At 41.4% G+C, this 21,676-nt stretch carries 20 protein-coding genes; 9 read left to right on the forward strand and 11 right to left on the reverse strand.

Translation table 11 applies throughout. The features are described 5' to 3' along the window. Positions 1-8 precede the first annotated feature (8 nt). The gene (locus J1N51_RS10065) at positions 9-1,085 is read left to right on the forward strand and encodes a PepSY-associated TM helix domain-containing protein (RefSeq protein ID WP_208830956.1); all 1,077 of its coding nucleotides are present in this window, start codon (positions 9-11) and stop codon (positions 1,083-1,085) included. A gap of 73 nt (positions 1,086-1,158) precedes the next feature. On the opposite strand, the gene J1N51_RS10070 is transcribed toward J1N51_RS10065, so the two are convergent. From J1N51_RS10070 to rimK, 4 genes are all read right to left on the reverse strand, one after another. Then, the gene (locus tag J1N51_RS10070; RefSeq protein ID WP_208830958.1) at positions 1,159-1,734 is read right to left on the reverse strand and encodes a hypothetical protein; all 576 of its coding nucleotides are present in this window, start codon (positions 1,732-1,734) and stop codon (positions 1,159-1,161) included. A gap of 144 nt (positions 1,735-1,878) precedes the next feature. Then, complete coding sequence (locus tag J1N51_RS10075) at positions 1,879-2,316, reverse strand: ATP-dependent zinc protease family protein (RefSeq protein ID WP_208830960.1); 438 nt, start codon at positions 2,314-2,316, stop codon at positions 1,879-1,881. After that, complete coding sequence (locus J1N51_RS10080; RefSeq protein WP_208830962.1) at positions 2,313-3,344, reverse strand: succinylglutamate desuccinylase/aspartoacylase family protein; 1,032 nt, start codon at positions 3,342-3,344, stop codon at positions 2,313-2,315. Before J1N51_RS10080 ends, J1N51_RS10075 begins: the two co-directional genes overlap by 4 nt. Further along, entirely contained in the window at positions 3,344-4,249 is a 906-nt protein-coding gene (rimK, locus tag J1N51_RS10085; RefSeq protein ID WP_208830964.1) for a 30S ribosomal protein S6--L-glutamate ligase, read from the reverse strand. Before rimK ends, J1N51_RS10080 begins: the two co-directional genes overlap by 1 nt. Positions 4,250-4,506: 257 nt before the next feature. On the opposite strand from rimK, the gene J1N51_RS10090 reads away from it, so the two are divergent. The 5 genes from J1N51_RS10090 (at position 4,507) to J1N51_RS10110 (ending at position 10,505) form a co-directional block, all read left to right on the forward strand. Then, positions 4,507-5,448 carry an efflux RND transporter periplasmic adaptor subunit gene (locus J1N51_RS10090; protein ID WP_232842900.1) on the forward strand — a complete coding sequence of 314 codons (942 nt, stop codon included), beginning with the start codon at positions 4,507-4,509 and terminating at the stop codon, positions 5,446-5,448. A 9-nt stretch (positions 5,449-5,457) separates the two neighbouring features. Then, on the forward strand, positions 5,458-8,493 hold the full coding sequence (locus J1N51_RS10095) for an efflux RND transporter permease subunit (RefSeq protein ID WP_208830969.1): 3,036 nt from the start codon (positions 5,458-5,460) through the stop codon (positions 8,491-8,493). 98 nt (positions 8,494-8,591) lie between these two features. Further along, positions 8,592-9,743 (forward strand): ExeA family protein, encoded by a 1,152-nt coding sequence (locus J1N51_RS10100; protein WP_208830971.1) that lies wholly within the window; start codon positions 8,592-8,594, stop codon positions 9,741-9,743. A gap of 106 nt (positions 9,744-9,849) precedes the next feature. Continuing rightward, a complete protein-coding gene (locus J1N51_RS10105; RefSeq protein ID WP_208830973.1) occupies positions 9,850-10,272 on the forward strand; it encodes a hypothetical protein in 423 nt (140 codons plus the stop codon). An 11-nt stretch (positions 10,273-10,283) separates the two neighbouring features. Then, entirely contained in the window at positions 10,284-10,505 is a 222-nt protein-coding gene (locus tag J1N51_RS10110) for a helix-turn-helix transcriptional regulator (RefSeq protein ID WP_208830975.1), read from the forward strand. On the opposite strand, the gene prsR is transcribed toward J1N51_RS10110, so the two are convergent. The 7 genes from prsR to J1N51_RS10145 form a co-directional block, all read right to left on the reverse strand. Continuing rightward, the gene (gene prsR, locus J1N51_RS10115) at positions 10,502-11,860 is read right to left on the reverse strand and encodes a PEP-CTERM-box response regulator transcription factor (RefSeq protein ID WP_208830977.1); all 1,359 of its coding nucleotides are present in this window, start codon (positions 11,858-11,860) and stop codon (positions 10,502-10,504) included. The genes J1N51_RS10110 and prsR overlap by 4 nt on opposite strands. 90 nt (positions 11,861-11,950) lie before the next feature. Next, entirely contained in the window at positions 11,951-14,008 is a 2,058-nt protein-coding gene (prsK, locus tag J1N51_RS10120; RefSeq protein WP_208830979.1) for an XrtA/PEP-CTERM system histidine kinase PrsK, read from the reverse strand. A gap of 3 nt (positions 14,009-14,011) precedes the next feature. Continuing rightward, positions 14,012-14,821 carry a S1C family serine protease gene (locus J1N51_RS10125; protein ID WP_208830982.1) on the reverse strand — a complete coding sequence of 270 codons (810 nt, stop codon included), beginning with the start codon at positions 14,819-14,821 and terminating at the stop codon, positions 14,012-14,014. Continuing rightward, positions 14,796-15,893: a nucleotidyltransferase family protein gene (locus J1N51_RS10130; RefSeq protein ID WP_208830984.1), complete on the reverse strand. Its 1,098-nt coding sequence runs from the start codon at positions 15,891-15,893 to the stop codon at positions 14,796-14,798. The genes J1N51_RS10125 and J1N51_RS10130 overlap by 26 nt, the downstream gene beginning before the upstream one ends. Further along, the gene (locus tag J1N51_RS10135) at positions 15,886-16,821 is read right to left on the reverse strand and encodes an HprK-related kinase A (protein WP_208830986.1); all 936 of its coding nucleotides are present in this window, start codon (positions 16,819-16,821) and stop codon (positions 15,886-15,888) included. Before J1N51_RS10135 ends, J1N51_RS10130 begins: the two co-directional genes overlap by 8 nt. A 1-nt stretch (position 16,822) precedes the next feature. Next, positions 16,823-17,083, reverse strand: a complete 261-nt coding sequence (locus J1N51_RS10140) for a hypothetical protein (protein ID WP_208830988.1) — start codon at positions 17,081-17,083, stop codon at positions 16,823-16,825. Beyond that, positions 17,077-17,742: a hypothetical protein gene (locus J1N51_RS10145; RefSeq protein ID WP_208830990.1), complete on the reverse strand. Its 666-nt coding sequence runs from the start codon at positions 17,740-17,742 to the stop codon at positions 17,077-17,079. The genes J1N51_RS10140 and J1N51_RS10145 overlap by 7 nt, the downstream gene beginning before the upstream one ends. A 323-nt stretch (positions 17,743-18,065) precedes the next feature. Between J1N51_RS10145 and J1N51_RS10150 the strand changes: the two genes are divergently transcribed. From J1N51_RS10150 to J1N51_RS10160, 3 genes are all read left to right on the forward strand, one after another. Then, the gene (locus tag J1N51_RS10150; RefSeq protein ID WP_208830992.1) at positions 18,066-18,914 is read left to right on the forward strand and encodes a PEP-CTERM/exosortase system-associated acyltransferase; all 849 of its coding nucleotides are present in this window, start codon (positions 18,066-18,068) and stop codon (positions 18,912-18,914) included. A 20-nt stretch (positions 18,915-18,934) separates the two neighbouring features. Beyond that, entirely contained in the window at positions 18,935-20,608 is a 1,674-nt protein-coding gene (locus J1N51_RS10155; protein ID WP_208830994.1) for an FAD-binding protein, read from the forward strand. A 138-nt stretch (positions 20,609-20,746) separates the two neighbouring features. Then, positions 20,747-21,631 (forward strand): PEP-CTERM sorting domain-containing protein, encoded by an 885-nt coding sequence (locus tag J1N51_RS10160; RefSeq protein ID WP_208830996.1) that lies wholly within the window; start codon positions 20,747-20,749, stop codon positions 21,629-21,631. Positions 21,632-21,676: the final 45 nt, after the last annotated feature.

The raw sequence follows: 21,676 nt of genomic DNA on the forward strand, positions 1-21,676 counted from the left end.
CAAACCACATGAGAAAAAAGATCTTTAAATGGCATTCTGTATCAGCACTGATTGCTATGTTGCCGCTATTTATTATTTCTATAACGGGCAGTATTTTGGTGTTTAAAGTCGAGGTCGATTACCTTCTAATGCCTGAAAAAACGATGGTTGATGTCAGTGACTCAACTCCCCGTTTACCCATTGATACTCTAATCGAGTCGGTTAACCAAGCCCATCCAGAGTATGTAGTAGGTAGTTGGGAGATTTTCGACAATAAAGTGAGAGCAGACACTGCATATTTGATCGAAAAAGGCACTGATGAATGGCACAAGCTATACATAAACCAATACACTGGCGAAGTGTTGGCAGCCCCAGTGGACGTTTCCCATTATTTAACCGACTGGCTGTTGGATCTCCATTACAAGTTTTTGTTGAATACGTCTGGGGCAACCGTTGGCGCAGTCGTCGCGATCTTGTTCTTGTTTTTAGGTGGTTCTGGCATTTATTTATACCGAAACTTTTGGAAACACTTCTTCACGTTGAGAATCGACAAGGCACGTAGGATCTTTTTTAGCGACATCCACAAGATGATTGGTATTGTGAGCTCGCCCATAATACTTATTTTGGCTTTTACGGGCGGCTATTGGAATATCTCTGAGGTTGTTCATGAAGTCACCGAACACGCCTTTGAAGAACATTACTTAATCGAGAAGCCACTCTATAACACAGACTTGTCTATACAAGCGTTATTAGATGAGCAAACCCAACACATAAAAGACTTTAAGGCGACATATTTGGTTTTACCTTTTGAGCCTGAATTACCTATTACTTTTTATGGTGAAGTCAACAGTGCCAATCCATTACACAGTGAATATGCAAGTACACTGACTTATGATGTTCAGAGCGGGGAGTTATTACAAGTTGCGGATGTGAGAACCAGTCCAACTCTTCACGTCGTTGTAGATAGCTTTAGAAAGCTGCATTTTGGATATTTTGGTGGCTTAACGACCAAAATTATTTGGTGTGTGATTGGTTTAAGTCCTGTATTTTTAGCATTTACAGGTTTGTATTTATATTTGGTGAGAAGTCGCCGAATTACAGGTTAAGTAAAACAAAAAAGAGGGCAGTTATAAACTGCCCTTTGCTCAATTAAGCCTAAACGGAGACATGGTGTTTGACTTAGTTTCGAACAGAAGCTTGTTGAACCTGCTTTAAGTGCTCTAACACTTCGGCAATTTCATCGTGAATCATGGCACGCGACTCGTTATTTTCTGGTAGTCGATTGGCAATAACGGCCACTGTCGCTGGGTGCACTAATAAATCTTTGGCGTGGTAACACTTCACATCATTCATCGCTGGCAATTTACCATCGGCATGATAGTCGGCTTCAATTTGATCCAAAGATAAATTGAGCATCACGTCGACTGAATTGATAGCGACGGATAAATACTGCTTACACTCTTGATTCGCTTCAATAAATTGCGGTAACAACTCTGTAGATAAGCGTGTTAGCTGTTGTGCATCAGTATTTAAGGTTTTAAACGACGCACTGGTATGCTGGTCTTTAATCTTTGTCGCTAGTGATTCATACGTATCCCAAAGAGACTCTGGATTTACTTTGATTTGGTTAGACGTTGTTGTAGACGCCATTTCTTCTGGCTTAGCCATAGAGTCTTTGGGTGCCTCGCCACACGCACTGAGTAATGCAGTACCTAGTACCAATGCAGTTACTGAAGAAATTGGGTTCAGTTTCATCGCCTGTATCCTGTAATTTGTTAATGTTTGGATATCTTAATGCTAACAATTCTCATTTGCAAATTGAATTTGGATAATAAAAAACGCCACCTTAACGAACGAGTCGCTAATCGGCGGCGCTTAGTATGCTTGGTTTGTGAAGGGTTATTCTTCTTTTTCTGATGCCATAAACACTTCAGAAGGGTCTACTAAAAAGCGTTTGCCCAATCCTTCACGCCCTAATAACATCAGGTAGCTCATATCACTGCGGTCGGTTAAGGTGATTTCAATTTCCCATTCACTCTTACCAAGTTGAATTGGGGTTTTGATCACATAACGTTGCTCCGATACGCCATTTGAAGATTTGATCTTACGCATGTCATGAATGTAAGCAGTACAGGTTTGAATTCGACTTACGTTATGAAAGTCGGGATGAATATCAAACTTAACCCCGGGCTTACCTTTAATTGAACACTTTTGGATATTATCAACGTGTAAAGAAGAGGTTTTGGCACCTGTATCAACACGTACTTCCATTTCTTTAATACCTAAGTCAGGTAAGTTACAAATTTCTAAATTACCAACAGTTATTTTTTTGCTCATTGCTCTATTCCGCCTGATAGTTCAGGTAAAAGTTGTTCTTGAACCGTTTCGATTTGTTCAACAATTTCATCATCTTCTTCGCTGAAAAAGGCGATATGGAACATAGCTTCGCCTTCTTGTACAAGTGGTATATTTTGCATACCAATGACGATGCCGTTTTTATCCGCAATGACGTTGCTGAACACTTCTCCGTAAGGACTGCCTATTTCGGCTAGTACGTCGCCTTTTTCAACCTTGTCGCCTAACGATTTTTTGTTGTTCACAATACCAGAGGCACTTGCTCTGTACCACTTACTGCTATTTGCGACCGCACACGTGAGTTTTTTCTGGTGTGAGCGGCGCAACATACCAAAGTGGCGTAGAATGTTACTTAAACCCTTAACACCCGCACGTATTGAAAACTCGTCAAATCGCAAAGCTTCACCAGCTTCATACAGAAGTATTTTAGTATCAGAGTCGGCGGCGGCCTCACGCAGTGAGCCTTCTAAAAGTTCAGAGTTAAGCACCACTGGTACGCCAAACATTTGTGCTAACTCATTGGTCTCTGGATCTTTTAAGTTGGCCCGAATTTGCGGAAGGTTTGAACGATGGATTGCACCTGTGTGCAAATCAATACCATAGTCACATTTCTGAACAATTTCAGTCATAAACTTATTCGCGACTCTTGAGGCTAATGAGCCTTTAGCTGAACCTGGAAAGCTTCGATTAAGATCACGACGGTCAGGCATGTAGCGACTTTGGTTTACGACGCCATATACATTGACCATTGGTACAGCGATTAGTGTACCACGCAATAACTTGAACTTAGGGTTAGAGATAAATCGACGAATTATCTCTATACCATTAAGTTCGTCACCGTGAATTGCAGCACTAATGAATACTGTAGGACCAGGTCGCTTTGCTCTAAAAATCTGCACCGGAATCGTTACGTCTGCGTCGGTATAGAGCTTGGCAACGGGCAAATCAAGCTTGACCGTTGTACCAGGTAAAATCTCATTGCCATCGATAAACAATGGTTCGTGTTTCATTAACCTTTGCCTCTAGTGCGGTTGTTATTTGGCTTACTGTTTTTAACAATTGATTCGATAACCAAAGTTGCAACGTCTTTACCTGTTGCTGTTTCAATGCCTTCAAGGCCTGGTGAAGAGTTTACTTCCATTACCATAGGACCATTGGCCGATTGCAAAATATCCACGCCACAGAAATTCAAGCCCATTGCTTTGGCAGCATTAACCGCAGTTGCACGTTCTTCTTTTGATAGTCGAACAAGGGTTGCACTACCACCGCGGTGCAGGTTAGAGCGGAACTCACCTTCTGCGCCTTGGCGTTTCATTGCTGCAACTACTTTTCCGCCCACAACCAAACAGCGGATGTCTGCGCCGCCGGCTTCTTTGATAAACTCTTGAACTAGGATGTCAGCATCAAGTCCCATAAAGGCTTCGATAATGGCCTCAGCAGTTTTATTAGTTTCGGCTAGTACAACACCGATACCTTGAGTCCCTTCTAATAACTTGATCACCAGTGGTGCGCCACCGACATTTTTGATTAAGTCTTTAATTTTATCAGGACGGTTTGCGAAACCAGTACGAGGCAAGCCGATACCCTTGCGTGACAATAATTGCAAAGAACGCAATTTGTCGCGGCTGCGGCTAATGGCAACGGATTCATTGATTGAGTATGTACCCATCATTTCAAATTGCCTAACTACCGCCGTACCATAAAAGGTTACCGAAGCACCGATTCGAGGAATGACCGCATCGTATTTGGGTAACTCGGAACCGTGGTACCTTACTGTCGGTCGGCTTGAAGTTATGTCCATGTAACAGTGAAGAGTGTCGATGACATCGACCTGATGACCCATAGCTTCGCCAGCTTCTTTTAAGCGACGTGTAGAGTACAAGTTTTCGTTACGTGACAAGATGGCAATTTTCATTTGTAGCCTTAGTATTAATTATATTTTCCAAAAATTAGTTAAGTTATAGAGGGTTAGCTCTTTAGCAAGCGTAGAGCATTTCTCTAAAAAAACGGAATACTTTTATACAAATTTAGTAAAAAAATTTGGATTTTTTGTTTTTAAAATGGATAAAAAAAAGTCACTCACTTAATATTAGCCAAAGTCACAATAATTTCGACCGACGTTTTCCCTATCGTCGAGTTGCACACGAGCTGAGTGAAAAGGAGCTTGCCTTGGTGGTACGTACAACATTATTTATTATTGCTATTGGTTTGTTAGGGTTTCCTGCTTTTGCGTTGGAAGCCTTGCAAATAAAGGCCCAGGATTACTCAAAGCAATCTTTTCGCGTCGGTCAATTGGCATTTTTTAAAACCTATCAGGCGTCCTTTAAGTCATCTGGCAACATTACCCAGTTGGCGATAGAAGAAGGTCAAATGTTCAAAAAAGGCGAGATTTTGGCAAAGGTTGATACCGATGACTTGTCATCTGAGTTGAATCAACTTATTGCAGAAAAAGCATTCGTCAATAAAGAAATCGAACGTCTCACAAAGCTAAAAAAAGTAAACGCAGTATCACAAAGTGAGCTCGATCGACTCAAAAGTCGCTCTTCACAACTTCGTGCACAAATCATTCGTACACGTGAGTTTTTGGACGCAGCCCATATTGTTGCAAACTTCGATGGTGTGGTGATTTCTAGGTTAGTCGATGCGGGAGAGTTTGTGGCGGCGGGCCAGGCTGTACTCGATATTGCGCCTACGGTTGATAATTATGTGGTAGAAGTGGCGGTTCAAGATCGTTTGTTGGCGTTTTTAACGGTTGGTATGCAAGTAGAACTTACTAGTAACTTGTCCGGGTCAGTGTTACTGGGTGAAGTAAAAACGCTAGCTCAAGTGCCTGATCGCGATACAGGACTGTTTGTCGTTAAAATAGCAGTAAACGAAGCTCCTGAAGCTCGTATCGGCTCTTTGTACAAGGTTAGACTGACTCAGAATCAATCTATGGTATATCCAGTTCCGGTTTCTCATGCACAGTTAGACTTTAATAATACCGCGATAGTCCGTCTGGTTACTAATAAAGGTGCTTTTCCCACTAGGATGAAGGTTGTTGATCACGACTTTGAAACGGTCTACCTCGAAGCGCTTAATGGCGATGTCATCACCATTGAGACATTTAACTAAGGACAGGACATGTTACTGCACATCAACCGTTATCTAGGTAACAATGTCAGATTACTAGGGCTGATCATTGCGATGGTGATGATGTTGGGGACTTCTTCTTTGGTGACTATGCCTAAAGCGGAAGATCCACAGTTTTATCTGCCCATCAGTGTCGTTGAAGTTATCGCCCCGGGAATGTCTCCAGCTCTGCTCGAAACGCAAGTCGTTGGTCCTATCGAACAGTCATTGGAATTAGTCGAAGACATCAAAACCATTGAGACCAAAATTCGCCATGGCGCTGTTAATATTACGGTTAGGTTTATCCACGGCACAGAGGCTGACGCAGGTTTTGACGAAGTAGTTCGGGCAGTCAGTCGGGTGCAAAATAGATTTCCTGAAGATGTGCAAAAGGTACTGTATTTCAAGGCGTCACCTATCACAGTAAACGTATTGCAATTGGCGATATCTCATCCAGATAATGACTGGCAAACGATCAAGCGCACCGCAACCAAGCTTAAAGACGAATTACAGGCACTTGATAACGTGCAGCGCGCCCAAATTTGGGGGATGCCAGAAATGGTGGTCGCTGTAGCTGTCGATAGTCAAAAACTGATACAACACAACATTAGCATTGAGCAAGTACAGCAAGCGATTGGCTCAAGGGGCAAGGCGACCCATGCTGGGTATATTGATGATCAACAAGTTCGTTTTACGATAAATCTATCAGGCGAATACAAAAGCATTAAAGAAATTGAACAGACAGTAGTAAAAACCAACGGCACGGCGCAAGTATTGGTCAGCGATGTAGCCAACATCTCGTTGGAGTTTTACAAGCCGGATAATTTAGCGTTTGTCGGCAACCAGCCCGTTGTTTATGTCACGGTTCAACAACGTGACGGAACTAATATTTACACCCTAGGTAAACAAACACGCGCTGTGGTAGATCAATTCTCACAAACTCATCCAGAGGTGCATGTGAGTACGATTGTTGCTCAGGAGGACAGTGTACGCTTTCGTATCAATGGCTTTTTAGGGGATTTAGCCAGTGGTTTGATATTGATTTTGGTTTGTTTGTTCTTCTTTATGGGCTTTAAACAATCCATGTGGGTGTCACTGGCGCTACCACTGACAATATTCGCAACCTTAACCCTGATGAATATGATGGGGTTTGTTCTACAGCAAATGACCATAGCTGGATTGATTGTCGCACTTGGTTTACTTGTCGATAACTCCTTGGTTGTCGTAGAACAGTTCGTAAAAGTAAAAGATCAGGTCGCTTCTCGGGCCGAAGCTGTGCAACGTGTCATACAAGAGGTCGGAATGCCGCTGGTGGCAGGAACTCTAACGACCGTATTTGCGTTTTTACCGTTACTTCTATTGCAAAGTGATACCGGTGATTTTATGCGGGCACTTCCGGTGTCAGTATCGATTGCTCTGGTGATGTCGTTGGTTGTTGCATTAGTCGTGCTACCGGTATTAATGGGCGTCTTTGGCGTCTCTCAGGAATCGAGCTGGTCGTTGTCTCATTATTTGAATAAGTTTGCTGACGGCCCATTTTCTCGATTTTTACATGTGTTGTTGACCAAGCCTGTGCTAGTTATTTTAGTATTTATTGCAATCGTAGTGGGTTGTGCCAGCTTGATGTCTCAGGTTGGAGTGAGCTTATTCCCTAAAGCCGAAAAAAATACATTAGTGGTCAACCTAGAAACGCCGGTGCAATCCTCAATTGAGCATACTAAAAGTGTTACTTTACAATTAAGTAACGAATTACAACAGTTTGACGGCGTGCAGCAAGTTGTTAGTACGGTAGGAGCGACAAGTCCACAAATATACTACAACCATGTTCCAGAACGCGGACGAACCAATTACGCTCAGCTGTTGGTTATTACCGAAGAGTATGAAAAGAATCAAATTCAAAACTTGATCAAACAAATCAGAAACAAATACTCAAGTTCAACGCTTGGCCGAATTAATGTATTTGAATTTCAACAAGGGCCTGTCACAGACCGTCCTGTTACTTTCCGAATCTTGGGTGATGATTTAGAGCAAGTCGCCAGACGAGCTTCAGAGCTACAAGCTTTTATGGAAAAACAAGAGCATGTGTTTGATGTTCGTAACATTTCTGCTGAGTCTGGTCTGGCTTATGACATTCGAATAGACGAAATAAAAGCTCATCAAAAAGGTGTTGAACTTGCAAGTGCAGAGCGCCAGGTACGGTTATTAATAGACGGTGCCGTAGCAGCAACCATCAATGATAGGTTTGGTCAGGGCTTTAGAGTGCTAGTCAAAGGAGAAGCGACTGGAGCGCTCGATCTAGACCAAATTTACATTAAAAACCAATTGGGCAAACCTATTCCACTTTCTTCCTTTGCCGATGTGCAAGTGACTCGCTTGCAACCGGCGTTTTATCACTATCAAAGAACTCGGATGAATCGTGTCTCGGCGGATGTAATGGCAACCGGTAATGTGGCCAAAGTAACCGCAGAGATAGACAACTATCTTCAAAGTTTATCTTGGAACAATGGCTTGAGTTATAAAATTGGTGGCGAAGAAGAAGCGCGTAAACAGAGTTTTGGTGGACTCTCCCAGATCATGATCATTGTCGTTGTCGGGATTTTTGTTCTGTTGTTTGTGCAGTTTAATAGTTTTGCTCAGCCAATGGTCATCATTAGTTTGTTACCTATCGCTTTTGCGGGTGCCGTCGTGGGCATGTTTGTCACAGGCTTGAGCTTTTCTATGATGGCGTTTATCGGATTGATCAGTTTAATCGGTATTATGGTTAATGACGCAATTATAGTTGTAGATGGCTTCAACAAAGGTCGAGTGCATCTACTAGATAAACGCGACGCTATGGTCAAATCCGCAAGTAGTCGATTTACGCCAGTTATTTTGACGTCATTAACGACAATAGTAGGTCTGTTACCTCTGACTTTATTTGGTGGTGATCTGTGGATGCCAATGGGAACCGTGATTATCACAGGTTTGTTGTTTACTACTTTAGCTTCATTGATCTGGGTGCCAGCATTCACAATGTTAGTGACACGCAGTAAAACAAAAGCACCATAGCGACAGATTATTATAGTTTTAACCTTGCTTGGATATGATAATATTTCAGCCGTTATGTATTCGAGTGCGTTATCAAATCAATTGTGGAGTTAAAGGGAATGTACGAAGCTTATTTTGGATTAAACAGAAAGCCTTTTCAGCTTACCCCAGACCCTGAAGTTTTTTTCGCAAGTACAGGCCACCAAAAGGCATTGTCTTACCTTCAATATGGATTGAGCCAAGGAGAAGGGTTTATAGTAGTTACGGGTAACGTAGGTACAGGAAAAACCACAATTGCGAACCACCTGATCGCTCAGCTCGAAGAAGACAATATTGTAGCTCGCCAATTAGTAACGCCTAATTTGTCACCTGATGATTTGATCATTGCCATTACAAAGCTGTTTAGACTCCACCCGCAAGGTGATACAAAAGCAGCCCATATTGCCGAGTTGACCGATTATATGCGTCGACTAAATGCACTAGGTCGTCGTTTATTACTAATCATCGATGAAGCTCAAAACCTTCCTGTTGAATCTATCGAAGAGCTGCGTATGTTGTCTAATATTCAAGTAGACGGCAAATCCATTATTCAAAGCTTTTTATTGGGTCAAACCGAATTAGAAGGTGTGTTAAGTGCACCTGTCATGGAGCAATTTAGGCAGCGAGTCATAGCCTCTGCAAGCTTAACGCCTCTGTCAGAAGATGAGTTATACAATTACATTAATTATCGAATGCAAAAGGCGGGCTGGCAGGAAGACCCATTATTTACTCGTGATTCTGTCACAGCAATCCATAAGTTTACGGACGGGATCCCAAGAAAAATAAATACGTTTTTAGACCGAGTATTATTGTTTTCTTACATGGAAGAAAAGCGTTCGGTTGACGTTGAAGTGATCCAAGAAGTGATCAAAGAAGTCTCATCTGAGTTAAACCACCAAATGGATGGTGAAGGTATGTCGTCTCGTACAGGTGGAATGCCTCGCTCAACTCCAGCATCGCGTAATTTCGTAGATCGAGACTTGATGAGCAACGATCCTGAAATGGCCGCGATTGACTCAGCGCTGATGGGTGCCGATATGAACACGGCAAAGATTGAAGCACTGCTAGAGTCACTTATCGCGATGAATCGTCGTTCTGTGATCTTACAAAATCAAATCCTAAAAGAGCTTAAATTACAAAATTCTAAGCTGTTTCCCGAGCAAGACTCAGAAAGCTCCGCCGACCAAAAATTGGTTGCTGAGTTAAAGTCAGTTAAAACAAACAAAGAATAAATCTAAAACGCCCAACAACCGATGTTAAAAATATTTGACATCGGTTGTTTTTTCTCCAATACTGCGTGTTAAATATTTTTAACATTAAGTTTTGTAGGAGAGATACATGTCATTTCACGAAAAGTCGGCTTGGCTTATGGCCGTTATATTAACCTTATGTGGGTTATCTTACTTTCAAAAAGTCTTCGCTATGTCTCAGGCGGCAGGAGAAGTCATCGCACCGAGTTTGCAAATGCTTTCAAGCTTCACTGTAAGTATTGTTGTATTGGCGGTGATTGGTCATATTGTCACTGCAGCTGTAGCACCAAAAGAAGCGAATACAGATCCAGATGAGCGCGAGCGTACTATTTTTAATAAGGCCGGTAATTTGTCCGGTTATATATTAGGTTTTGGTGCCGTTGCGGGGCTGTTTCATTTCTTATTTAAAGGAGATGGCAATCTGCTTTTTTATATCGTTTTTGCTAGCTTATTAGTGGCTCAAATAGCGGACTATGCGTTGCAAATTTTCTTTTATCGACGTGGATTTTAAGTTGGTCATAAATGGCAAAATTATTACCTATCACCAACTCGGTAAAAGCATTAAGAGAACAAAAAGGGTTAACACAAGGCGAACTAGGGGAAAAGGTTGGGGTGACTCGGCAGACAGTAGCGGCAATCGAACAAAGACGCTATTCACCCTCGTTAGAAACGGCGTTTCGCATTGCACAAGTGTTCGATACCGGAATTGAATCTGTGTTTCAATGGGACAAGTCAAGCAGCTAGCTTGACTTGATATCCGTTAAGTTATTTTTTTCGATTAATGAGTACAAGGTTGGGCGGGTTACACCAAGTAACTCTGCAGTACGAGAAATATTGTGTTTTGCTTGGGCATAAGCGGTGCGGATGGCTTCGCTTTCAGCGCGTTCACGAACCGTCTTTAAGTTGAGATCAGACACCTCGTTCGGGTTTTCTTGATAATCAAAAAAGCCAAGGTCTTCGGCAGTGATCATATTGTTGTCAGAAATAATGACAGCAGATTTGAGCTTGTTTTGTAGCTCTCGGATGTTACCTGACCAAGGGTGTGCCATCAGTGCTTGAATCGCACTTTCAGTAAAGCCTCGGACGTTTTGTGAAAACTCCTGATTGAACATATTCAAAAAGTGCTTCGCAAGAACCACAACATCGCCACTGCGATCACGCAATGGTGGAATTTCGATCGTGACTTCGCCAATACGGAAGTATAAATCTTCACGAAACTCTTCTTTTTTGGACATTTCAGGCAAGTCTCTGTGAGTTGCACAGATCACTCTTACATTAACAGGAATTTCTGCCCTGCCACCTACGCGTTCAATCACACGCTCTTGCAAAAACCTCAACATTTTAGCTTGTAAGTTAAGTGGCATATCACCTATTTCGTCTAAGAAAAGGGTACCGCCATTGGCAAATTCAACTTTACCTTTGGTGGTTTTATTTGCACCCGTAAACGCGCCTTTTTCGTAACCGAAGAGCTCACTCTCTAGAAGGTTATCTGGAATCGATGCACAGTTAATGGCAACAAATGGACCTTTAGCACGAGGGCTAGCTTCATGGATTGCTTTGGCAAAGACTTCTTTACCCGTGCCGCTTTCGCCAAGTAACAACGTGGTGATATCAGCTTTGGCGATACGCTCTGCTAATTTACACGCTTTTTGAATATTTGGGCTTGTGCCAATGATGCCGCCAAATGGATTACCTGCGTGTTGCAGCTGACGGTATTCTTCTTCCAATTTAGCTAAGTGAAAGGCTCGAGCTACGATTATTGCAAGGGTTTCCATCTCGATGGGCTTTTGATAAAAATCATAGGCACCCAATTCGATGGCCTTCAGTGCATTGGCTTTATCTGAGTTACCGGTTACAACAATGACTTTGGTGTTGGGGGCGAGCGACATTATTTCAGATAAAATCGCTAAGCCTTCAGATGCATTGGCTGGATCTGGTGGAAGGCCTAAATCTAGGGTTACAACTTTGGGTTCGTGGCGACGTAATTGCGAGATTGCTTTTTGACGATCTTCAGCAAACAGCAGTTCATAACCGGGCAAGCCCCATTTGAGCTGTTTTTGAATTCCTAAGTCATCCTCTACAATCAGTAACTTATCCACAATTATTCCCTTTAAAAATGAGCCTATAACCGAATTTCGATTGGGTCTGTATTGTACCCAGTTTTTACCTTATTTAGCCATTGGTCTTTATCAGCTAACCACGTTAGACAGTGGTATTTGCATAACGAATGTCGTCCCTACATTCACTTCACTATCAACGGTTAATATTCCACCGCACTCCTGAGCAAAGGTTTTGGCTTCGTACACACCGACACCCATTCCTGCATTTCCTTTGGTGGTTTCAAACGGCTTGAATAAAAGATTATCAATGAAATCTTGAGTCATGCCAATCCCCGTGTCAGAAATTATTACTTTAACGATGTCTGGATTGGTCTCAATTAATAGTTTTACTAATACGGTTCCGTTTTCGTCTGTTGCTTGTTGTGCATTATCAATTAGGTGGCCGATAACGGAACTAAATCTGTCCTTATCTAAAGGGACACTGACCGGTTGATTTGCTTTGACAAAGTTAGGAGCCGGTTGGCGGTTTTGATATTGTTGAGTAACGGCCGAAAGTGTCTCATTGAGCTCAATGAGAGACGGTTGTGCGCTGCGCTGCTGTTGCTTTTCTTTGAGTTGAGACAACATTTTGTCCATACGTTCTTTTGTATGAGCAAGGGTTTCAAACGTATCGTCAATAAACTCAGGGTTTTCTCGATGTTTTTCGGCATTGGTGACAATCATGCCAATTTGAGCGATGACATTTTTTAAATCATGGACTACAAACGCTGACATACGATTAAAGGCCGCAAATTTAGCGTTTTCTTCTAATCGTTCGCGAGTTTCTCCCGAGCGAATAAAGCTAGCAACTTGAGAAGAAACTGCCGTCAGATAATCTCTTACCTCCCAGTTTACAACGATCCGGTCCCGACCAGCACTCGACAATAAAAAGACGCCGTGCAATTTATTATTGATGTAAATAGGTAAAACAATCTCGACCCCTTGTTTTTGAAGTGCAGTTACCGAACAGTTAGCAAAAGACTCGCGATACTCTTCTTTATCAAAATCAGGCAAGTCCAAAATCCAATGAGTTTTTTCTAATTGCGCAACGATACAATCCAGTTCCATTTTGACATCGTGAGTGAGGCCAAATACGTCAGGCGTTACCAATTCAAGTTGATTAAATTGTTGACGTAAGTAAGCGCCTTTTTGATAGTAAAGAGAGTTACAAACACCCGATAGGCCGGTCAGATAAAAGTCTTTTTCAACATCGTGTTGATCTAAAGTTTGAGTTAAATTGAGCCACTCTTCACGATAATCAAATTGATTTGCATAAAAATGCTTTTGAATAAAAGTCTTAAAATACTTACGCAGTGAGTCCGAAATAAAAATATAGGCAAGGGCTACAAGTGCGCCGGCTATAAAGACGATTTGCAATACACCTGACCAACTCTGGCCAGTTTGCTGTATGTAATAACCAGTCGCGGCCATTAGCATTAGGTAAGCACCTGCAAACACTAATAGCGAACTATGCAAAACAACATCACGAGAAATGAACACTCTCAGATTCCAATCATTGACGCGCTTCATGCTTAACAGTAAAAACGGCGCCAACATCGCGTATATGAACGGTCTTGCCGCTAAATAGTTGATATCGATATTGTTGAGTAACAATGAGTTAGACATCATAACTAAGTGAAAAATATTCACCATTGCCAAACCTAAAACCAATGGTTTGTAGGCCCATTTATCATCGCCAGCGGCACGGTAAATTTGTTCAATCAGGATTAGTTGAATAATACAGCCAAGTAAACTGGCAGCTATCATCAGTTGCAGGCGTGAGGCTTGATCAAAAAACGGTGAAACAATCGCAAAGTTAAATATCAAAATTACAAAGGTGATTGTAAGTGCATACTTACCTTTTAAGAAACGGCTGGTTTTGACTTTTTGTGCATCGAGAATCGCCAGCAATAGCAAAGTCCAAATGCCTAGTTGGATTGATTCTAAAAGCGGGCTTACAGAAATAATTGTACTGTCTGACGCAACCCAAAAAACAAGATAGCCAACTGACCAAACTAACATTGCCACAAATGTCATAATAAACATCGAGCGAACAACGCCTTTTGCTTGGCTGTTAAACACCAGTGCACCATTGGCAAGGTAGCCAAGTGCACATAAAACTAAGCCAGTTAAGTAAGTAATTTCCACAATTTAGCCTTTCGTTTTAATTGTTTTTAGTAGCTTGTGAATTTCGGATACTGGGATTGCGTAACTGATCCCGCTTGGATCAGACAATACTTGTTCACGGGTGGATTTTACCAGCACACTATTAATGATTGCGATTACTTTTCCAGTTGTCACATCGACAACAGGACTCCCGCTGTTGCCAGGGTAAGCAGTAATATCCAATTGATAAACGAAAAGCGGATCACGAAGACGCTTGATCATTTCAATTGAAAGCTGACTCGAGTTGGATTGTGGAATCGCCTGGGGGACATACGCTGCGACATAACCCACGTGTACCGCTTTAAACAATCCCAACACAGAGCCAATCGGCAAGCCCGCAATCAGTATTTGAGACGCCGCTGGTGCAATCTTGTTTGCGTCTTCTAAAGCCAGGGCCGGTAGCGCGACATTAACCTCGAGTAATGCGACATCTGCTCTTTGGTCCTGAGCCAGTAATTTTGCCCGATAAAACTGAGCTTTTTTACTCTCACCAACATGCACCGATATTTCTGCCTTATCGGCATCGAACATAGGCCCATTAACGACGTGATGATTCGTTGCGATAATCGATTTGGTGGCAGAGCTATCAATCACAAACCCCGTGCCTAAAAGCTGATATCTAGGAGCGCTTAAAGGGTTGTAGACACCTACGCCAACGACGGATTGTTTGGTTGTGGAAGCGGTTTGAATGAGTGATTCGGCCAATGATGGCTGACTCAAACCAAGTAAAACTAGGGCGATAAAGAAAACTAATTTTTGCGGTAAATTATTACTGTAAATGCTGCTTTTCTTCATCGCTAAACCTTTTTTTGGTATTAAAAATAAATTTACGAACTAGGTGAGGGATCAGTATCCGAAGTGGCATTTTAATTAAATGGCTTCGGATCATTAGCCAAAGTAAGGCTAGTTTATGACTTACCTTAGTCGGAACTGCGCAATCTTGATCAAATACAATTTGATAGGAAGGCAAGGTTAATAATCGAGTCACTGCTGATTTACACAACAGGGCCTTTATCGAAGATGATTTATCCTTTTCTTTGTGAAATAAAACAAAATAAATCGCTAATTGAATATAATTATTAAGGTTTAACTCATCCGATCGGAGCAGAATAACTTGTTCTGCGGTTGTTGACGTTGATTCAAGTGACGCCTCTACGTCTTCGAATAACAATATTAAATCTGTTAAATCACGAATAGCATGTGGAAACTCGCTCTCTGTAAACAAATGTACGGCACTGTGGATAAAGCGATCAACAGGTGTAAGAACATAAAGCCCGTCGTATTGTGTCTTTTCACGTTTTAATAAATCTGAAGAGAAATGCTGACGATTTGTCAGTGGTAAAATATTGTGATGCAAATCGATAGTTGTGTGTCTAACTTTGTGCACCATCGGCGGGATTTCATGCATCCATTCTCTAAAATACCGCTTGTCATAATCGTTTTCTTTGGTGTGAAACCAACTTTTTGTCATCAGTCCGATCTCTGCTTTTCTAAGATCAGAGTGAGCGACAAGCACATCTATGTCATTGAAAATACGTCCATCTGCACACCTTAACTCTAATAGAGAATACGCCGCACCTTTTAACACAACGCCACTTACGTGCTTTTCTGACAAGGCATTAGAGATTTCTTTAAGTTCTCGGTCAATGTTAATGCGCTGACGTTGTTCAGTTTTCTCACAGTTGGTCATGTGTGTGATTACATTCTGAGGTAACTGCTCTGATAGCCCAGCAGACTTTAATTTGGCGTACAGTCTGCCAAGCATGTTTTGATTGCGGCCATGGGTGAGGACATGGGTCCATTCTGTATTTGTGAGATCGATTGCTTGTTTGGGCTTGATAAAAAGTCTAAGGAGAATACTATTCATCGTCATTCACCTTAATATCCCACTTACCTTGAGTGGCTAGCTTATCAAACAGTTCTATTGCCTCATCAGAATTCGAATAAGTAAAGTTGTAACCTTCAATACCATCTACAAAATCGGTTAATACCTCAAAGCCTTGTTGACCCAAAATGCCATAATTAAAGCTATTGTCGATCAATTCAAAAAAGAATTGTGATTGAGCTAGCTGTTCAATGACTGTATCGCCACCGCTCTTATATTTCGGAAAAATGACGTGAGTTGCTTTTGCTTTGACGTTTACTTCCTCAACACTCTTTAACGTAGGTTTAAAAAGGCAAACATCGCCTTTATGAGTGTCACCCATCACCTTTGAGTGTTCCACATGAGGGAATTTATCTTGAATAACTTTAATAGAGTGGTTTTTAAGGTTTATTGGTCTGGCTAGACCTTGAATTAGGTTATCCGACAAATCGATAAGGGTCAGTTCATCTGACAACAGTCGCCAGCCTGAGTATGTTAATAGCGCAGTTAGTGTGCTCTTTCCTGAACCTGGTGGGGCAGGAAAAACAACGCAAACCCCGTCTTTTTCTAAGACCGCTGCATGAATAATGAGATATTGATGGGCATAAGATGAAATACACCAATTAAATCCCCACTCAAACATACCAAATGCCTGATGGCTCTCCATAGGTGCAAACGGAGATTCAGAGCCTAACGAAAAATAACATTGCGATTTAAAAGCGCGCCGAATCAGTGATTTGGGCTTGGTAATGGAGAGTTCAAAATCGAGTATGTCGTCAGCTTTTAATGTTTCAAAGTCGCTATAGAGTGAAAGTGTTTCTTCGAACAAATGGTCAAATGGAGAGGTAATTGAAATATTAAAAGGACCGCACTTCAAGCCTAGCGTTTTTTCCTTTAAAACCGAGTCTCGTTTTACGTCCTTAATCTTCACTTCAGTGCTCTAACAAACCCTTATTTGAAAGAGAGTCTATCGTATTTTCAACAACTAACAAAGCTTCTTCATCTGTACAGTCCACTTCAGAAAAAACCGCGTTTTGCAGGGCAATACGATCTAACACACCCTGTTGAAGAAGATCGAAAAGAGATTTGATATCGACAGGAATAAACAGTGTTTCAGAGAGAAGATTATCAAAAAGGTAAGTGCCGTGACCTATATGAGTTTTTGTCACGACACTGGATTTGAGTTTTAGCAAACTGTGTCAGCTTCCCAACCCAAGTCTGCTTGACCTTCATGGATAAGATTTACAAGGATTGTGTACGCATCTGAGTCAGAGATTAACCCACGTTCATAATCTTCTGCAAAACGCATAACTTCTTGTTGTGTATATGGATAACCTAACGCACCATAAGTTGGGTCCGCGTTAAGATACGCAGTTAGCATGAAGCGGTCTATCTGAGTAATGTGTTGACCAGTGCTTCTCCAACGGCTCGGATCTAAGACATCAGCAACTTTCGCATTCAAACGTGAGAATGGGAAGACACCACCAACGCCACCGTAATACATTTCGTAATAACGCTCTGGTAAGCGGTTATTGCCTACGTTTTCGCATTGTACAGAGCTATCTGATTGAGACTGAGTGCTCGTAGTTTGAGAATAACTGGAATATCTCTGGTTATGTTTTTTGGTATATTTACGGGTGAAATAACCTGGGCTAAATCCGTTAAATTTTACAGATTGTTGTGTCGCTGCCGACATACCCGGTGATTGATTACTGCCATTTGACCCTGAGGTTGCCCATACAGGAGCAGCAGCCATTGCTGTCACGACAGGAGCAACTTTGGCTGAAGCCAATAGTAACTTGCGTCTAGACTGCTTAAAGCTTTTTGAATCGCTACTTGTTTGGTTTGCCATGATGAATTATCCAATACATTTGTTCTCAGAGTGCTCTGCATTATAACCAGAAGCGACTGAACAATAAATACTCTAATAAAGATGATACAGCAATTTTTATTCCATACCGCAAGTGCTGTGTTTATAGGAGGTTTACGTAGCTTCAATGCGAAACTGTAAAAAAAACTGACACTGGAACCACACGGTTTTTTACACTAGTCTCAAGTATGAACTAAATATATATGGTTTTTTCAGATTTAATACGTATATTCAATCAAAATACCGAAAAAAGCGACGTTCTTTCGTTAAAATACAACGTAATTCGTAGACAAGAGGCATCTTAGGTGAGCTTTTTAAAAAAGTTATCTTCAAAACCTGTAATTGGACCCATTGCTGAGCGAGTCGGCAAAGTGGTGGTCAATCACAAAGCTAATCAAATTGCGCGTCATTTTGCACAATTTTTAAAGCCTGTTGTCGCTTATAATTCCTTTTTAAGAGATGAAGCATTTAAAATTCGACATAATGTATATTGTGAGGAACTCGCGTTTGAAGAGTGTCGAGAAGATAAACGCGAAACGGATGAAGCGGATGCTCATTCGATTATTTGCTTAATTCAACATAGATCTACCCAAAAATACGCAGGTACATGCAGAGTTGTATATTCGCGCAGCGAAGAGCAATTGTTGCCTCTTGAACGATATTGCTCTGAGTTTATCGATGATCCTGAGTTGCACCCAAGTAAGTTTGCAAGAAACAAAATTTGTGAGATATCACGCTTAGCTGTACCAGCTTCGTTTAGAAGAAGAGCGAGTGACAAGCACAAGGGAGCAGCGACAGGCGCTATAAATGAGAATACTTACTCAGAGAGTGAATTGCGTTGCTTTCCGTTTATTGCAGTAGGTTTGTATCTTTGTGCCGCTAGTGTCGTCATTAGTAAAGAAATTGACCATTGTTATGTCATGATGGAGCCAAGGTTAGCCAGAAGTCTCAGTTTTCTTGGTATCAAGTTTAAACAAATTGGCCCAGTGGTAGATTATCACGGCCGTCGCGCTCCTTATTACATTAGTCCTGAAATGTTGCTAAATAGTTTGACACCCGGTTTCAAGCGCCTCTTTTCAAGCATCAAAGGTGAATTGGAAAATGAAGTATTCGAAGATGAAAGCGGTTTGGTTGTAATATCTTCGATTGATTAATCATACAGTATGGCCTCAAAATGAATTGGCAAAACGCTCTAATCGAGTTCTTAATAAAAAATGCGATCGAGTACTCAAGTAAAGATCACAATAGCAACGAACTAACCCATAAAAATCTTTGCACCTACGCAGATAGTTATGATTCTCAGTTGGTCATTAGCCCTGATAATGTTGAGCAAGTACGTGATGTTACACGGTTTATAAATGATCAAAACAAACAAGGCGCCGAGCTAACTATATACCCAGTATCAAAGGGGCAAAATTGGGGTTATGGCTCTGCAACGCCAAGTTCTCAAAATGCGATATTAATGTCGCTGCATAAATTAAATTCCACACCGACTTGGCTTTCAAATCGACATGATAGAGATGTTCCCTACGGCAAAACTTTGGGGATCGTCAGAATAGAAGCTGGCGTTACTCAGCAGCAGTTGTATGATTTTTTACAGGAACAGGGCGGCCATTTTTGGATGGATGCAACAGGCTCTGCAGTAACAAGTAGCGTTTTAGCTAATACATTGATCAGAGGTTTTGGTCATACTGCTAAAGGTGATCACTTTGAACATTGCTCTGGTCTCGAGGTTGTTTTAGCAGATGGTCGGTTTATAAAAACAGGACATGCAGGTCATATTGACGCTGCAAATATAGGTGTACACAAATTTGGCCATGGACCGGTAATTGAGGGAATATTCAGCCAATCCAACCTAGGCATAGTAACCGCAATGTATTTGCATCTAATGCCTGCAAAACAATATATCAAAAAGTTTTTTGTAAAGCTCAATAGCAATGAGGATTATTTAGATGCTGTTGAAGCTTTGCGTCCCTTGAAGCTATCGAGAGTATTAGACTCACAAATGCACTGTGGCAATACCCACAAGGGAATACAAGCTCTTATGAGGTATCCATTTAGGGAAACTGAGGGAAGTACGCCCCTGCCAGACTCCTTAGTCGAAAGGATCTCTAATAAACATGATATTAGCCCTTGGACTATTTCGGGGGCAGTTTATGCCGATAGTTCAGCTGAGCTCGAGGCTAAATCAAAAATAGTAAAGAAGGCACTGAGAAAACTGAACTGTAAGATAATAATGTTGACTCCCAAACAAATTGAGTTGGCGCAAGGTTTAGTTAACTCCGGTATCGTTAAATCGACACTACCAAATATTGCTAACAAACTGGGCAAGCAACTCATTGTCTTAAAAGAGCTATTAGGGCTTAAACAAGGTAAGCCGACAAATTATTTTATCGATTCAGTTTATTATCGAAAGCGACAAGTGTCAGAAGTTGCAGGTGTAAGAGATCCTGACGCTGATAATGTCGGTTTATTTTGGTTAGCACCCATAGGACCAATGACAAGAGAAACTATTCAATTAATGATTGATACATCCACCAGGGTTTCTCAAAAATTTGGCTTTGATCCAACGCTATCGATTACATTACTTAATGAAAAAGCCGTAGATTGCGTTATTTCAATTATTTTCGACCGTGAGCTACCTGGTGAAGATGAGGCAGCCCTTAAGTGTTACGACGAAATGCTGAATGAATTCAATAAACTTGGATTATATTCTTATCGCTCGGCTTTAAGAGCAATGCAAACAGACTCTTTGGGATTTGACAGTAACCTAAAAGAAGTGCACTGCGATTTGAAAAACGCTTTGGATCCTCATTGTACTATTGGCAAAAATCATTACATCCAATAATGGATGTCAGAATTTTTAACAATATTCCTCTTTTGTTTTATAAGTTGTTGATTTTGTTGGTTTTTAAAATTGGCACGAGATGTGCTTTCAATTGATTAGTTAAACATTGACAATAAGTTCAATCAAAAGGAATACGTTATGAAATTTTCAAAGGTTACAAAAGGCTTGTTGATTGGCGCTGCATTTGCGGCATCGTCAGCGAACGCAGATGTGCTTTCATCTGTTGAAATCGACATCTCAAATTTAGAAATTAAGTTGTTTTCTGACAGCTTAGGTCAAACCCAACTTCAACCTGCAGTAGATTTTGGTTTTATTGGTCAACCAATCATTAACTTTAACGGTACAAGTGTAAGCACTACGTTAAATGGTAACTTGGCTGGTGAAGCTTTCGTAACTCAGGTTACGGACGCATTTGCTCCACTAAATATTGACCTAGACGCTATGCAAACTAGCCCATTGAGCTCTGTAAACTCAGAAGCTACGCTAGTTGGTAACATCTTCGCTCCTGGTGGTGCGTCAGGTCGTACGGCAAGTTACACAGATGTTGGTGGTTACCAAACAGGTGAGACCAACTCACAAATCTCTAACTCGTTAGAAGCGACGTTTGACTTTACTGCACAACAAGATGTGTGGTTAGGCCTATCGTTTGGTTGGTTGTTCGATGTATTGGTTGATATCACTTGGAGTGGTGGTATTGGTAATGCTGACTGGGCGTTCGAAATTGACTTGATTGAGAAGTGTTCTGGCTTTTGTGCACCAACTACTCTGTACTCGTTCGATTTAAATAATGACGAATTATTCGGTATTAGCTCTTCTGGTTCTGTTGTTGATGGCACATATGCATATAACAAAACAGGCACTCAAGACAGCGGTTTACTTTCACTTAAGAGTGACACAGCTTACCAGTTAAAAATCGTTCAAAACGCGAACACTTCAGGTGCATCAGTATCTGAGCCAATGACACTAGGCATTTTTGCTCTAGGTCTACTAGGTGTAGCGGGTTACGCTCGTCGTAAAGCATAAGAGATTTTTTCTCAAATCAAAAAGGCCACTGTAAAGTGGCCTTTT

Source organism: Psychrosphaera ytuae (assembly GCF_017638545.1).
Classification (GTDB): domain Bacteria; phylum Pseudomonadota; class Gammaproteobacteria; order Enterobacterales; family Alteromonadaceae; genus Psychrosphaera; species Psychrosphaera ytuae.

Bases quoted from the DNA above. Each gene is read 5' to 3' on its own strand.
- J1N51_RS10065 (WP_208830956.1), top strand. From the start codon at position 9: ATGAGAAAAAAGATCTTTAAATGGCATTCTGTATCAGCACTGATTGCT.
- J1N51_RS10070 (WP_208830958.1), bottom strand. From the start codon at position 1,734: ATGAAACTGAACCCAATTTCTTCAGTAACTGCATTGGTACTAGGTACT.
- J1N51_RS10075 (WP_208830960.1), bottom strand. From the start codon at position 2,316: ATGAGCAAAAAAATAACTGTTGGTAATTTAGAAATTTGTAACTTACCT.
- J1N51_RS10080 (WP_208830962.1), bottom strand. From the start codon at position 3,344: ATGAAACACGAACCATTGTTTATCGATGGCAATGAGATTTTACCTGGT.
- rimK (WP_208830964.1), bottom strand. From the start codon at position 4,249: ATGAAAATTGCCATCTTGTCACGTAACGAAAACTTGTACTCTACACGT.
- J1N51_RS10095 (WP_208830969.1), top strand. From the start codon at position 5,458: ATGTTACTGCACATCAACCGTTATCTAGGTAACAATGTCAGATTACTA.
- J1N51_RS10100 (WP_208830971.1), top strand. From the start codon at position 8,592: ATGTACGAAGCTTATTTTGGATTAAACAGAAAGCCTTTTCAGCTTACC.
- J1N51_RS10105 (WP_208830973.1), top strand. From the start codon at position 9,850: ATGTCATTTCACGAAAAGTCGGCTTGGCTTATGGCCGTTATATTAACC.
- J1N51_RS10110 (WP_208830975.1), top strand. From the start codon at position 10,284: ATGGCAAAATTATTACCTATCACCAACTCGGTAAAAGCATTAAGAGAA.
- J1N51_RS10125 (WP_208830982.1), bottom strand. From the start codon at position 14,821: ATGAAGAAAAGCAGCATTTACAGTAATAATTTACCGCAAAAATTAGTT.
- J1N51_RS10130 (WP_208830984.1), bottom strand. From the start codon at position 15,893: ATGAATAGTATTCTCCTTAGACTTTTTATCAAGCCCAAACAAGCAATC.
- J1N51_RS10145 (WP_208830990.1), bottom strand. From the start codon at position 17,742: ATGGCAAACCAAACAAGTAGCGATTCAAAAAGCTTTAAGCAGTCTAGA.
- J1N51_RS10155 (WP_208830994.1), top strand. From the start codon at position 18,935: ATGAATTGGCAAAACGCTCTAATCGAGTTCTTAATAAAAAATGCGATC.
- J1N51_RS10160 (WP_208830996.1), top strand. From the start codon at position 20,747: ATGAAATTTTCAAAGGTTACAAAAGGCTTGTTGATTGGCGCTGCATTT.